Origin of the sequence: Nitrosomonas eutropha (assembly GCF_900116685.1) — a bacterium.
Lineage (GTDB): Bacteria > Pseudomonadota > Gammaproteobacteria > Burkholderiales > Nitrosomonadaceae > Nitrosomonas > Nitrosomonas eutropha_A.
This window is the reverse complement of sequence record NZ_FPBL01000004.1, coordinates 39,376-54,072: the sequence shown is the minus strand read 5'-3', so window position 1 is coordinate 54,072 and position 14,697 is coordinate 39,376. Positions and strand designations below refer to the sequence as shown.

The window sequence follows — 14,697 nt, the reverse complement described above, 5'->3', positions numbered from 1 at the left end:
CAGCAATTCCAACAGGCAGCTTTACAATAAATAGGGTGATCAGTATAATTGCCGACTTGTCTTAACCGGGGGTATAGCTCAGCTGGGAGAGCGCTTGCATGGCATGCAAGAGGTCAGCGGTTCGATCCCGCTTATCTCCACCAGCTTTTTACTTTATCCGCAACACTAGTCCCCATCGTCTAGAGGCCTAGGACACCACCCTTTCACGGTGGGTACAGGGGTTCGAATCCCCTTGGGGACGCCATCAACAAATCCTGGCGTCATCAATATCCATGTAATCTGCCCAGCGCACCGGGTGGTAAATCGATATGTTCTACGCGCAATCTCTGCGTATTCTTCCTTGATATAGTTGTGTGATTGATCAGCCAGATCATACAACCCCGACATGAGCGTAGCTGTAGAATGCATAACATCATTCCAGTTGCAGGCACAGACAAACCACCATCGCTAAAATATTGCTCAGCGCTCAGTCAGGCAAAAATACGCTGCTTCTGTATAAAGCCAATAATCTGTTGAGTTAACTGATTATCCAGGCAGTCAAAGCTCTGCAGTTCATGCATTGCTCTCAGCCAGGTTAATTGGCGCTTGGCCAGCTGTCTGGTCGCAAAAACACCTCTCTCTCGCATTTCAGTCAGGCTGATTTCATTCTCCAAATACATATATACCTGACGATAGCCGACGCAGCGCATTGCCGGCATATCAGCGGTCACCTGGCATTGATCACGGATCATGTGCACTTCATCCACCAGCCCTATTTCCAGCATCTTGTCAAACCGCTGACTGATGCGAGCATGTAAAACACTGCGATCACCCGGAAGCAAAGCGATATTAAAAACACGATAAGGAAAATCACGATTTTGCTGTTGTTTCAGCATTTCCGACATGGGCCTGCCAGTCAGGTAATAGACTTCCAGTGCGCGCTGGATACGCTGACTGTCATTCGGTTTGATGCGTTCTGCTGTGACAGGATCAAGTCGGCTCAGAACAACATGCATAGCAGGCCACCCTCGTTCGCAGGCTGATTGTTCCAGCTCCTTGCGCATGGCCTCATCAGCTGCAGGCAATGTAGCCAATCCTTGTCGCAATACCTTGAAATAAAGCATGGTGCCACCAGCCAGCAGCGGCACTTTGCCGCGTGCTGTAATCCTATGCATGGTAGACAAGGCATCCTCTCTGAATTGCGCAGCAGAATAACTTTCATCAGGATTGATCAAATCAATCAAATGATGTGGAATTTCTGCCTGAATTGATTTGTCCGGCTTGGCGCTGCCGATATCCATGTACCGATAAACCTGTGCTGAATCAACACTGATAATCTCTACCGGGAAATGGCGCGCGATTTCCATTGCCATGCCAGACTTACCACTGGCAGTGGGTCCCATCAGAAAAATGGCTGCTGGAGATTCTGTATCAGGAGGATTCACGGTCAACTGTTATCAGTTACAATAAAAAGATATGAACAACCGATCGATGTCCGAATCATAATTTTTAATGTTGTCAGCTGAAGTTTCCAAATGACAACAAGGAATATTGAAATGGTTTACTGATACCACCACTATCCACTGGAAAAATCCTTGAAAATACTCGCCATCCTGCTTTTACTATCCATTCTGTATACCCTCGGCTCTGCAGTGTATTACATGATCAAAGACAAGGGCGACAGCACGCGGATGGTCAAGGCTCTCACCGCGCGCGTCATACTATCTCTGACATTGTTTGCGATCATGATGTTATGGGTTTATGTGGAGTACATTCACGGAACATGAGGCAGATCGGTTATCAATAAATTATTTCCACCTTGTCATGACCAAGGCTATCCATAAGCGACTCGATTAGCCTTTCATGTAAATGAACACGCCAGCGACTGCTCAAGTCAATTTCACATCCGGCACCCTCATTGCGAAAATCAATTGATACCGGACAAACTGCTGAAGGCAGCACATTATGCACACCACTTCCCGGAAGATAGGCAACCAATAATTCCTTGAGTTGCACGGGAGTAAGAAGCTCCGGGCTATCAATCACAATTCTCAGTTTTCTGGCATACATTGAACGAGCAGTTGCATAATCAAAAACCTCTTTCGCCACAATACGTTTTTCAGCATTTTCTCCATAGCCATGGCTGACCACAGCGCTTACTACCAGCAGCTGATCCGCCTTCAAACACTGTGAATTCGTACTCAGCAAATCACTGTAAACCACGAGTTCAACTCTCGCCATACCATCATCCAGTGTAACGATCGCCATCTTCCCGCGTCGGGACATTTGTGTCCGGATCGCGTAGATCACACCGGCGATCAGCTGCGGCTCGCGCCCGGGAGCAATCCGTCCAAGGCGCACCGGGATAAAACGGCTTAGTTCTTTAGCATAACTATCATACGGATGGCCACTCAGATAAAATCCCAATGACATTTTTTCATATTGCAGCTTTTCTTTCTCCGGCCATTGTGTGGTCTCCGTTATAACCGGCTGCTGCAACAGATCAGAATTGTCATCAAACAGACTAACCTGACTGGCAGTCAGGCTGCAATGTTCCGCATATTCGAGTGCCATCCCGACGGATGCCATAAGTGCAGCACGATTAGCTTCAACCGTATCAAATGCCCCTGCACGGATCAGCGCCTCAATGGTACGGCGATTAACAATGCGCCGATCAACTCGCTGACAGAAATCTAACAGACCGGTAAATGCTACTCCCTGCTCCCGTGCCCGCACGATCGCCGAAATGGCCGCCTCCCCCGTTCCCTTGATAGCGCCCAGTCCATAGCGGATAGTTTTGCGATCAACCGGAACAAAGTAATAGGCAGACTGATTAATATCCGGCGGCAAAATGGCAATGCCATTCAGCTTACAATCCTCGTAAAACACATTCACCTTGTCAGTGTCATCCATATCTGATGACATACAGGCTGCCATGAATTCCGCAGGATAATGTGCCTTGAGATAGGCAGTCTGGTAAGCAATCAACGCATACGCTGCCGCATGGGATTTATTGAAACCGTAGCCGGCGAATTTTTCCATCAGGCTGAACAACGTTACGGCATCTGCTTCAGCCATGCTGTTTTTGATCGCACCTTCAACGAAAACAGCGCGCTGTTGCGCCATTTCCTCCACTTTCTTTTTACCCATGGCACGCCGCAGTAAATCAGCTCCCCCCAGGCTGTAACCGCCAATCACCTGGGCAATCTGCATTACCTGTTCCTGATAAATCATGATGCCGTAAGTCGGCCCGAGGATTGGCTGCAAGCGAGGATCAAGATACTCCACCCGCTTGCCATGTTTACGCTCGATAAAATCGGGAATCAGATCCATCGGCCCCGGCCGATAAAGCGCCACCAGCGCAATCAGATCTTCAAAACAATCCGGCTTCGCCTTCTGCAGCAGATCTTTCATGCCGCGTGATTCAAACTGAAAAATTCCAACAGTATTGCCTTTCGCCATCAAAGCAAAGGTGGCCATATCTTCAAGTGAAATATCGCCCAGTAAAAAACGACTTTCTTCCACAGATTGTGCGCCAGCATCTTTCTCACTTGATGCGGCCGAACGGTACTGCCGAATATCAGCAACTGCTCGATCAAGAATGGTTAATGTGCGCAACCCGAGAAAATCAAACTTCACCAACCCGACTTTCTCAACATCGTCCTTGTCATACTGACTGACGACTGCATCACCCGCATCCGCGCAGTAAATCGGGCAAAAATCGGTAATCTTGCCCGGTGCAATTAACACTCCACCAGCGTGCATCCCCACATTGCGCGTCAATCCCTCCAGACGCTCAGCCAGTTCCAGCAGATTGCGCACATCCTCTTCCGCTTCTGCACGTTGATTAAGTAATGGCTCAATTTTACGCGCCTTGTACAGGGTCATACCCAGTTCGAATGGCACCAACTTGGCCAGTTGATCGACAAAGTTATACGGCAGGTCAAGCACGCGACCGACATCACGCACCACTGCCTTGGCCGCCATCGTGCCAAACGTTGCGATCTGCGCCACACTCTCCGCACCGTAACGATCACGCACATATTCAATCACCTGCTCACGCCTATCCTGACAGAAATCAATATCAAAATCCGGCATGGAAACCCGCTCTGGATTAAGGAAACGCTCGAACAGTAAATCATAGCGCAGCGGATCCAGATCAGTAATATCCAGCGAATAGGCTACCAGCGAACCTGCTCCAGAACCACGTCCCGGCCCGACTGGTACATTGTGCTGCTTCGCCCAGCTGATAAAGTCAGACACAATCAGGAAATAACCGGCAAATCCCATCTGAATGATGGTTTCTACTTCAAAATCCAGGCGCGCCTGATAAACCGGATATCTTTCATCACGCTGTGCTGCTTCTGGAAATAGTTGTGCCATCCGCACAACCAATCCTGTTTGTGCTTGGTCACGCAAATGCTGCTCGACACTGATTCCCGCTGGTGTCGGGAAATCTGGCAGCCGATTGACTCCCAATTCCAGCATCAGTGAACAGCGCCGGGCAATTTCCACGCTATTAGCCAGCGCTTCCGGCACATCACCAAACAGCTCACTCATTTCTGCCGCTGTCTTGAAATACTGCTGCTCGGTAAATTCCCGGGGACGTCGACGATCTCCCAGCACATAACCCTGTGCGATACATACCCGCGCCTCATGTGCCCTGAAATCCTCCGGCTGCATAAACTGCACCGGATGTGTTGCTACCACAGGCAGTTTTAGATTAGAAACCAGCTCCAGCATGGCATGATTTGTCACCTCCTCATTAGGCCGGCCACAGCGCTGAATTTCCAGATAAAACCTTTCAGGGAATAACGCCGCCCATTCCTGCGCAGCTGTTGCTGCGGCGACTGGATCCGCCAGCAGCAATCGCTCCACTTCGCCCTGCTCCCCTCCGGACAGGGCGATCAATCCTTCTGTCCCGGCTCCCTCCTCCCGAAACCAATCTTTCTTCAGTTCCGCACGACCACGCTGCATGTTCTCCCGATAAGCGCGCGACAGCAGACGGCTCAGCAGTAAATAACCGGAAAATGACTGACACAACAGCAGCAAGCGAAACGGCCGATCCACATCATTTTCATTACTGATCCAAACATCACAACCGGCAATCGGCTTGATTCCGGCCTTGCAAGCATGCTGATAAAACTTGACCAACCCGAAAAGGTTGGACAGATCGGTCAGCGCCAACGCCGGCATACCGGTATCGCGCGCTTTGGCAACCGCTTCTTCAACCCGCACAATACCGTCTACAACGGAATATTCACTGTGCAACCGCAAATGAACGAAAACAGGGTTAATCGGCATGGTGATACAATAAAAACCAAGTGAAATTTTGAAAGATAACCAGTGTGGCGGAAATTATTGCTGACACATCACCTCATTTTACATCATGCTGAAAGCCCCCGAATTACTCCTGCCTGCCGGCTCCCTGGAAAAAATGCGTGCTGCCTATGCCTTTGGCGCAGATGCAGTCTACGCCGGCCAGCCACGCTACTCATTGCGTGCCCGCAACAACGAATTTACACTGCCACAACTGCGTGCCGGGATTATCGAAGCGCGTCAACTTGGCAAAAAATTTTTCGTAGCCAGTAACCTGATGCCCCATAACGCCAAGGTCAAAACCTATCTGCGTGATATGGAACCGGTCATTGAGTTGCAACCCGATGCGCTGATCATGGCTGACCCGGGCCTGATCATGCTGGTTCGGGAAAAATGGCCGGATGTGGCAATTCATCTGTCCGTCCAGGCTAATACCGTCAACTATGCTGCTGTTAAATTCTGGCAATCGCTTGGTCTGACGCGCGTGATCCTCTCGCGTGAACTGTCGCTGGAAGAAATTGCCGAAATCCGCGAACTCTGCCCGGATATGGAACTGGAAGTATTTGTGCACGGCGCCCTCTGCATTGCCTATTCCGGTAGGTGCCTATTATCCGGTTATTTCAATCATCGCGACCCCAATCAGGGCACCTGCACCAACTCCTGCCGCTGGGACTACAAAGTCAAGGCAGCGGCGGAAAATGCCAGTGGAGATATTGAATTACCGCAAAAAATAGACTTCGATTTCAACGAAGCGCTTCAATCAACTGAATCTATTTCTTTCAGTAATACCGCCATACAGCGCCACCCTGCTGCTGATCAGGTCTATCTGATTGAAGAGAGTCAGCGACCGGAGCAACTGATGCCCGTCATGGAAGACGAGCACGGCACCTACATCATGAATTCCAAGGATTTGCGCGCTGTTGAGCATGTTGCACAACTGACTGAAATCGGTATCGATTCACTCAAGGTCGAAGGGAGAACCAAATCAGCTTATTATGTCGCGCGCACTGCACAGGTTTATCGCCAGGCAATTGATGATGCCGTCCATCAGCGACCCTTTGATCCCTCCTTGCTGGGTCAGCTGGAAGGGTTGGCCAATCGCGGCTATACCGACGGCTTCTATCAGCGCCACCACAGCCAGGAAACACAGAATTATCTGCGTGGCCATTCCGAATCTTCCCGCAGCCAGTATGTCGGAGATATCGAACAGATCGATACCGCTTCCGGTATGGCCGAAATCCTGGTCAAAAACCGCTTTCAAATCGGCGATCGCCTGGAAATCGTCCATCCCTCCGGCAATCGCATCATCCAGATCGAACACATGCAGGATCTTGACGGCAACACCGTCAATGTTGCCCCCGGCAGCGGCTATCGCGTCAAAATTCCACTCACCGGAAATGTCGAAAAAGCATTCGTTGCCAGGTTTTTATGAACACTTATATTGGTGTCAGTCCTGTTTATTACTCCATTAAATCAAGATTCACACCAAGGGAAATCGCAGGCTGGCCGTGGATTTACAGTACAATTGCATTATGCAACGCAGCAAAACGCCAACCACAAGAAATTCTGATGCCGAGTTGATACCGGGCAATATCATTCTGATCGGGATGATGGGCGCTGGTAAAACAACGGTTGGAAAATTGCTGGCCAATCTTGTCGGTAAAACTTTCATCGATGTCGATCATGAAATCCAGCAACGCACGGGAGTGGGGATTCCCGTGATTTTCGAAATAGAGGGAGAAGCCGGGTTTCGCAAACGCGAAAGCGAAGTTCTGCGGGAAGTCGTCCAGCAGCAGAATATCGTCCTGGCAACAGGGGGCGGTGCAATATTACATCCGGATAATCGCACTTTGTTGCGACAACACGGCACTGTGATTTATCTATGCGCACCTGTCTCCGAGTTGCGTCGCCGTACGCATCAGGATAAAAACCGTCCTCTGCTGCAAACGGGAAATGCACATGCCAAACTGGCCAGGCTGTTTGCACAACGCGACCCGCTGTATCGTGAAACAGCACACATCATCATGGACAGCGGCAAACAAAGTGCCCGTGCCTTCGTGCAGAAACTGCTGCAGAGATTGCATCAGCTCAATCAGGAATCAACCGGCGCTGAGCTGAAAAGTCATCCCTCCGTTAAACAGCCGGAATAACAGCAGACTGCTTTATACCAAGCAAACCAACCTTTGAAGAACACCAGATGAATGCCATGGAATCAGTTGAAGTCGCACTTGATACTCTCCCGGAAAATCGCAGTTACACCATTCATATCGGACAAGAACTGCTCACCAGGATTGACCTGTTGCTCCCTCATCTGCCCGGCAAGAAAGCTGCAATTGTTACCAACACCACCATCGCACCGCTTTATCTGGAAAAACTGCGCAGCGCGCTGGCTGAACACCAGGTGGAAACCTTTGCGGTCATCCTGCCGGACGGGGAGCAATATAAAAACTGGGAAACACTGAATCTGATTTTTGATGCACTACTGGAGCATCGCTGCGAACGCAAGACGCCGCTGATTGCGCTCGGTGGCGGGGTAATCGGTGATCTGACCGGTTTTGCAGCCGCCAGCTATTTGCGTGGCGTACCCTTTATCCAGATTCCCACCACACTGCTTGCCCAGGTAGATTCGTCCGTAGGCGGAAAAACTGGCATTAATCATCCGCTGGGTAAAAACATGATCGGCGCTTTTTACCAGCCACGCCTGGTTTTAGCCGACTCCGCCACGCTCACTACCCTGCCGGACAGAGAATTACGCGCCGGGATTGCAGAAGTCATCAAATACGGCCTGATTTATGATGCGATATTCTTTGACTGGCTGGAGCACCATATCGAACAGTTGCTGGCGCGTGATTCTGCAGCAATGAATTATGCCATCCGCCGCAGCTGCGAAATCAAGGCAGAAATTGTTTCGCTGGACGAACGTGAAAGTGGCGTGCGCGCACTGCTCAATCTTGGGCATACATTTGGCCATGCCATTGAAAACACTATGGGCTATGGCACATGGTTACATGGTGAAGCCGTTGCTGCCGGCACTCTCATGGCGGCCGATCTCTCCAAGCGTCTGCAACGCACCACTTCACAGGATACCGATCGTATCCAGCGCTTGTTTGAAAATGCCGGGCTGCCGGTAAAAGGCCCGCGCATCGCACCCGAACGCTACCTGGAATCAATGCAGCTCGATAAAAAAGTGAAGGATGGTGCAATCCGCTTCATCCTGCTGGATCGGATCGGCAAGGCTTCGCTGGACAACACTGTTCCCGCCCCATTGCTGCTTGAAACATTGTCAGCCTGCATTGCCGATGCATAATAATCTGCCCCCCTACGCCGTATCCGATACCAATTCGCGTGGTCGCCGTATTCATGAGGATGCACCAACCGGGCGCAGCCAATTTCAGCGCGATCGGGATCGTGTCATCCATTCCACTGCATTCCGTCGATTGGAATATAAAACCCAGGTATTCGTCAACCATGAAGGCGACCTGTTTCGCACACGCCTGACACACAGCTTGGAAGTCGCCCAGATCGGCCGCTCCATCGCGCGCAATTTACAACTCAACGAAGAGCTGGTGGAAGCCATCTCACTAGCACATGACTTGGGCCACACCCCGTTTGGCCATGCCGGGCAGGATGCACTGGATGCCTGTATGAAAGCCTACGGTGGATTTGAGCACAACCTGCAGTCACTCCGGGTGGTGGATGTGCTGGAAGAACGTTATGCCCGATTCGATGGGTTGAATTTATGTTTTGAGACACGCGAAGGGATTCTGAAAAGAGCTACAAAATCCAAGGCCCAAGCGCTGGGGGAATTGGGCGAGCGTTTCCTGCATGGCCGCAGCGCATCACTAGAAGCGCAGCTGGCTAACCTAGCGGACGAAATCGCCTACAACAATCATGACGTGGATGACGGGGTACGTTCCGGCCTCATTACACAGGCACAACTGGAAGAAATCGAAATATTCGCCCAGCATTTACACCAGGTAAAACAACACCACCCGGCTATTACCGGGCGACGCCTGGTTCATGAAACTGTACGTGGCATGATCAATACTTTAGCGACTGATCTGACGACACAAAGCAAAGCTCACATTGAAGCGGCCAGCCCGAACAGCCCGGACAACGTGCGGGAAATGCCGGCTCTGGTTGGTTTCAGCGATACGATCAAACAGCAGCAACAGGAGCTGAAACGTTTTCTGCATAAAAATCTCTACAAGCATTATCAGGTGATGCGTATGAGCAACAAAGCACACCATATCGTTGAAAAACTGTTTTCAGCATTTGCAGCCGAATCTGCATTATTGCCTCCTGAATACCAGCACAAATTTCGCGACTATGGACATCAGGCAATCGCCGACTATATTGCCGGCATGACCGATCGCTATGCAATCAAGGAATACCGGCGCATGTTCGCCATCATTGAAGATTGAACTAATCGCATTACTATTCAACGAAATACAAAAAATCAGCCAATGAAACAACACCGGAGCCATCCGGTTGATCTTTATCCAATTAATCAGAGAAAAAGGAAAACAGCATGAAAACTATCGCAGTTCTTTTCGCAGCGCTCCTGTTGGCTACTGGCTGTGGAAACAAGAACTCCTCCGAAAAAACGACAACTGACGAATCGGAAATCGCACTGATGGGTGAATCCACCACTGCTGGTGAACTTCCATCATTTCTGAAAGAAGGTTTGTCTGAAAAAGAACAAGATGAATTGAAGAAAAAAATCATGCCAACACTGGATGATGGCCTAACTCCCGAGCAACGTTTCCTGAATCTGCGTAAAAAAGCAGAAGCTGGCGATGCAGAAGCACAAAACGGCTTGGGCTCCATGTATTTCTCAGGAGAAGCCGTTTCACACGATGCCCATGGAAACCCTCTAAGTAAAGATCCGGAAGCTGCGGCAGGATGGTTCTATCGGGCAGCCGAGCAAGGTCATGCTGATGCACAATTTAACCTCGGGTTACTGTATTTCACCGGCGAAGGCGTTCCCCAAGACAAGGCCAAGGCGGTAGAACTGTTCACTAAATCTGCCGAACAGGGAAATATTGACGCACAAAATAATCTGGGTGTGATTTACCTGCTGGGGGAAGGCGTTGAGCAAAATACCGATAAAGCAATCGAATGGTTTGAAAAAGCTGCCAAACAGGGAAATGAAGAAGCCATAAAAAATCTGGAAGCCATCCGCACCTCACAGAAAGATCACAAAAAATCTACGGGTGAACAAAAATAACCGAGTCAAGTAAAGTCCGGTCAGCATCTACCTGGCCGGACAGGATCTTGAGTGAAGTGGCATATATAGCAAATATTTACAGCTGCACATTAAAACGCCCCAGTACCCAGATCAAACTGAGATATACGACGACCGTAACACCACACGCGATTGCAAGCGCAGGCCAGAACATGATGCCGTGGCTGAGCAGGGCGGGCAACACCAGGAACAACGGTAACGATGCCAGGACAAGCCAGAAAATGCTGTATGAAAGCTTCACCACAACTTCAATATCGCCAGTGCCGGTGTAGAGCCATATGAACGCAAGCAGCGAAGTGATCGGCAAGGATGCAATAATTGCACCCCAAAACGAGCTGCGCTGACTGATCTCGGAAACAGCCACAACCAGAACAACTGTAATAAAAATTTTGATGACATATTGCCACATGATTTACTAACCGTATTTCATCTCGCTGTCAGAACGGATTTAAAATCTATCCTGGTAAGTGCGTCATTCTTATAGCAATAAAACTCATAGCTGGATACTCCTTGAAACCTGAAAACTTTTTCAAGCAGTATTTTGTCATACTGATCCTTCAATTCATCAAAGTACCGCTTCAGATCCTGAGGCAAATCCTCATAACCAACCGGCCATTCAATTCCAAACTTACCATCCTTGACGTCATATTCGAGTACAAAATGACTGTTGCGCCATGAAATCGCAACCTCATTTTCATATCCTTTATTTTGTGAAATAAAGTTCAGATTATCTTGCTCGATGATATGGGACGACGTACTGAACAGCATGATAAAACCCGAGGCTACCATCGCGCCATATCCAGCTTTTCTAAAAACAAAATTGCTGATCAGAGGCAAGATAAACTTTATGGAAAAAGAAGATACGACGGCTGCCAGCGCTATCAACAACCCCAAGCTCAAGGCCGCTTCCGAATACAGATCAAGTGAAGTATAAACAACCAGTTTTATCACATGCAGGTATACCTCATTGGCAGCTCGGGTTGCGATAATCTCTTCCTTGCTTAATCCATATCTCAAATAAAAACGATTAAAAAGCAACCCCACCGCCCCGATCACCCCTGAAACAAAACCACACAGGAAGCCAACCAGAGCCAGCATGTAATTGGGGTAAGGTTTTTCACCTTTTTGTAGTTCTTTCCCCGACTGCAATAGCTGCGGAATATTAAACAAGAGAAACAAAGCTACCCCAAATTGAAGATATAGGGGATTGATAAACTTGATTAACCACGCCCCCAGAAGCACCGCCGGAATGGAGAACGGAATAAACCAGAAAAATATCCGGGTATTGACGTGTTTTCTGAAAACAACGATACGTGATGCTGCACTGGCAAATGTACCCAGCGTCAGCGAAAAAGGGATCAGCGAAGCAGGAAGAAGCAAGCTAAGCAGTGGGATCAGAATCAGGCTGGCTCCCCCTCCACATATAGCACTGACCCAGAAAGTTAAAACTATGCCAGGAAAAAGCAACGCTATCTTCAATAACATTAATCAGCCTTGAATAAATCGATTTTCTGCATCAAAACGAACCTGGCGGCATCCCGGTTTTAATCATTGCACCCGGAAAGAATATTCGCTTTTATCAAACTATCTCTATTGCAATGATTCAACCACTATCATTTTTTCCCATCCGGCAAAGTATCTATTTCAAATAGTTCCCATAAAGCATAAAAATATTGATACTAATGTTAACATTAACTATAATTATTCTCATTAACGAGTTTATAAGAAAGATATTTTGATGCATACAGGCTCACCGTTTCCGGGTGCGTAATCCCCGCTCGATTGATGCCATGTGCATACCTGTAATACCCAACCGTTTCGTCACGATAATACTGTAATCAAGGATTAATCCCTGAACACAAATGATCTCTGTTTGTATTTTTCAGCTGCTAGCTGCAAGCCAGCCAATAATTTTGTCAAAAGGAAATTAAATGCCACAACCACCAAAAACATTGCTCCCCCTCGGCGCTGCCCTGATGGTCGGCGGGCTGTCAATCAGTGCTTTTGCGGCAGAAGGAGATGATTACCCCAAAAAAACGCCTGTTCTCCCTACCATCAAAGTAGAAGCAGGTGCCGAAGCTGAAAAGGACGGATACCGTGCCACCACTACCCGTGTCGGCAAAACATTGCAGGATCCACACGACATCCCCCAGGCAGTGACGACCGTCACCAACCAATTGATGCAAGACCAGCAGGTCAGCTCACTCAAGGATGCGCTGCGCAACGTGGCTGGCCTGACTTTCAACGCTGCCGAGGGCGGCCGTTCCGGTGATAACATGATGTTGCGTGGCTTCTACACCTTTGGTGATATTTATCTGGATGGTATTCGCGATACGGCACAGTACAACCGTGAAACTTTCTATCTGGAACAAATAGACGTATTGCGTGGTGCCGGAGCAATGATGTTTGGGCGTGGTCAGGCCGGTGGTGTTATCAACCAGGTCAGCAAGGTGCCGCATCTGGGAGACAGAGGGAAAATTACCGGTAGTGTGGGTATGTATGGCTATTATGAGATGACCGGTGATTTCAACAAACAAATCACTGATACCATCGCCTTCCGCTTCAATGGGATGAAACGGTTTGACGGCGGCTGGCGTAAAAACCCGGCAGCCAATGACAGACCGACACTGGAACGGGATGGGGTCGCCGCCAGCCTGGGAATCGGGCTTAACACCGACAACGAACTTATTCTGAGCCATATCTACACCACAGTAGATGACAAGCCTGATTATGGCGTAAGTTTTGACAGCACAACACGCAAACCACAGGAAAAATTCCCGGTAAAATATTACTGGGGTACCAACAGCACGTTCGATAAAGGTACGGTTAACATTTCAACTGCCAGCTTTACCCACCGCTTCTCACCCGCCAGTGAATGGCGCACGCAAGTACGTTATGCAGACTATGAACGCAGTTACTGGGCACGTACCCCCAGCCTGACTATTGCACCCAACGCCGAAGGCAAGATATGTAACACACCCACATCGTGTAGTGGTGGCCCAACTCGCTCCATGAATTACAAGACCATAACGGTACAGACAGACTATAACCATCGGTTTCACTTGTTTGGCATGAACCACGACTTCCTGCTGGGTGGAGAATATCTCAATGAAGACAGCTTCCGCCATTCCCTGCAGAATTTCGGTGGAACCACGTCAGCTAATCCGCCTCTGTTCCGGCCTTACAAAGCCAACTCAGCAGGAATTCCAGTCGAATTTAATTCCGATACTTACGCAGTATATGTACAGAATACGGTTGAATTCATCCCCAAGTGGAAACTCACACTGGGAGGAAGACGCGATGAAATGCGGGCAACATATTCCAGCGCAACCTCTCCCAAGCTGAATTATGGTCAATGGAGTACGCGCGCAGCACTGTCCTACCACTTTTCGGATCAATCCCATATCTATATGGCGTCCAGCAGTTCATTCAGCCCGACAGCCGATTTGTACCAACTCACCGTTCAACCTTTGCCACCGGAACGCAGTAATGTCAAAGAAATTGGTGCCAAATGGCTATTGTTCGATGGTGATCTGGCATTGCGTACAGCGCTTTATCATGCGGAAAAGAAATGGGAGCGCAATACTGACCTGGAATCCACTGCGGCAATTCTTACCAAAAAGCGCCGTACAAACGGCATTGAACTGGAGCTGGCAGGCCGTATTACACCCAACTGGGAAGTCTTCTCCGGACTTGCTCTGATGGATCCGGAGATTCTGGAAGTTGCTGAAAACGTCAACGCCACAACAGGCGTTCTGACTTCAGCCAACCCTGACTATAAAGGCAGACGTCCGCGCAATACTCCGCCTTACACATTCAACCTGTGGACTACCTACAAGCTGCCCTACGGCTGGAAAATTGGCGGTGGTGTTGAGGTTAAAGGCAAGCGTTACGGTTACAATCCAAGCGGCACCGGCCCAATCCCCACCTTGCCGGGTGAAACCAAATTCCATCCGAACACTGCACCTGCTTACATGCGCTGGGATGCGATGGTGGCTTACGAACAACCGAGATGGGCCATGCGGCTGAATGTACAGAACGTGTTCAACACAACCTACTATGATGCCATCTATGACAACGGCCCATTTACCATCCCTGGCCAGCGTCGCAGAGTTATCATGACGGCTGAATACAAATTCTGATTTAGTCCT

11 protein-coding genes and 2 tRNA genes are annotated in these 14,697 nt (G+C 49.2%); 9 read left to right on the top strand and 4 right to left on the bottom strand.

Annotated elements, in window-relative coordinates:
- Window positions 1–67 precede the first annotated feature (67 nt).
- Both BM331_RS05925 and BM331_RS05920 read left to right on the top strand, forming a co-directional pair.
- A tRNA-Ala gene (locus BM331_RS05925) sits at window positions 68–143 on the top strand.
- A 25-nt stretch (window positions 144–168) separates the two neighbouring features.
- Window positions 169–244, top strand: a tRNA-Glu gene (locus BM331_RS05920).
- A gap of 226 nt (window positions 245–470) precedes the next feature.
- Here BM331_RS05920 and miaA read toward each other — a convergent pair.
- The gene (miaA, locus tag BM331_RS05915) at window positions 471–1,424 is read right to left on the bottom strand and encodes a tRNA (adenosine(37)-N6)-dimethylallyltransferase MiaA (protein ID WP_074927925.1); all 954 of its coding nucleotides are present in this window, start codon (window positions 1,422–1,424) and stop codon (window positions 471–473) included.
- Window positions 1,425–1,574: 150 nt separating this feature from the next.
- On the opposite strand from miaA, the gene BM331_RS05910 reads away from it, so the two are divergent.
- On the top strand, window positions 1,575–1,766 hold the full coding sequence (locus BM331_RS05910; RefSeq protein WP_074927923.1) for a twin transmembrane helix small protein: 192 nt from the start codon (window positions 1,575–1,577) through the stop codon (window positions 1,764–1,766).
- 13 nt (window positions 1,767–1,779) lie between these two features.
- On the opposite strand, the gene dnaE is transcribed toward BM331_RS05910, so the two are convergent.
- Window positions 1,780–5,283, bottom strand: coding sequence for a DNA polymerase III subunit alpha (dnaE, locus tag BM331_RS05905; protein WP_074927921.1), 3,504 nt, complete (start codon window positions 5,281–5,283; stop codon window positions 1,780–1,782).
- An 85-nt stretch (window positions 5,284–5,368) separates the two neighbouring features.
- On the opposite strand from dnaE, the gene trhP reads away from it, so the two are divergent.
- The 5 genes from trhP to BM331_RS05880 all read left to right on the top strand — a co-directional run bounded on the left by trhP (window position 5,369) and on the right by BM331_RS05880 (window position 10,528).
- Window positions 5,369–6,730, top strand: coding sequence for a prephenate-dependent tRNA uridine(34) hydroxylase TrhP (trhP, locus tag BM331_RS05900; RefSeq protein WP_074927920.1), 1,362 nt, complete (start codon window positions 5,369–5,371; stop codon window positions 6,728–6,730).
- Between the two features lie 100 nt (window positions 6,731–6,830).
- Complete coding sequence (locus BM331_RS05895; protein WP_074927918.1) at window positions 6,831–7,448, top strand: shikimate kinase; 618 nt, start codon at window positions 6,831–6,833, stop codon at window positions 7,446–7,448.
- Between the two features lie 47 nt (window positions 7,449–7,495).
- On the top strand, window positions 7,496–8,605 hold the full coding sequence (gene aroB, locus BM331_RS05890; protein ID WP_074927916.1) for a 3-dehydroquinate synthase: 1,110 nt from the start codon (window positions 7,496–7,498) through the stop codon (window positions 8,603–8,605).
- Window positions 8,598–9,722, top strand: a complete 1,125-nt coding sequence (locus tag BM331_RS05885; protein WP_074927915.1) for a deoxyguanosinetriphosphate triphosphohydrolase — start codon at window positions 8,598–8,600, stop codon at window positions 9,720–9,722. Before aroB ends, BM331_RS05885 begins: the two co-directional genes overlap by 8 nt.
- Before the next feature lie 107 nt (window positions 9,723–9,829).
- Window positions 9,830–10,528 carry a tetratricopeptide repeat protein gene (locus BM331_RS05880; protein ID WP_074927913.1) on the top strand — a complete coding sequence of 233 codons (699 nt, stop codon included), beginning with the start codon at window positions 9,830–9,832 and terminating at the stop codon, window positions 10,526–10,528.
- 76 nt (window positions 10,529–10,604) lie between these two features.
- On the opposite strand, the gene BM331_RS05875 is transcribed toward BM331_RS05880, so the two are convergent.
- Together BM331_RS05875 and BM331_RS05870 are read right to left on the bottom strand one after the other, a co-directional pair.
- Window positions 10,605–10,955: a DUF3147 family protein gene (locus BM331_RS05875; RefSeq protein WP_074927912.1), complete on the bottom strand. Its 351-nt coding sequence runs from the start codon at window positions 10,953–10,955 to the stop codon at window positions 10,605–10,607.
- 17 nt (window positions 10,956–10,972) lie between these two features.
- On the bottom strand, window positions 10,973–12,031 hold the full coding sequence (locus BM331_RS05870; RefSeq protein ID WP_074927910.1) for a sulfite exporter TauE/SafE family protein: 1,059 nt from the start codon (window positions 12,029–12,031) through the stop codon (window positions 10,973–10,975).
- A gap of 446 nt (window positions 12,032–12,477) precedes the next feature.
- On the opposite strand from BM331_RS05870, the gene BM331_RS05865 reads away from it, so the two are divergent.
- The gene (locus BM331_RS05865; RefSeq protein ID WP_074927908.1) at window positions 12,478–14,688 is read left to right on the top strand and encodes a TonB-dependent receptor; all 2,211 of its coding nucleotides are present in this window, start codon (window positions 12,478–12,480) and stop codon (window positions 14,686–14,688) included.
- Window positions 14,689–14,697: the final 9 nt, after the last annotated feature.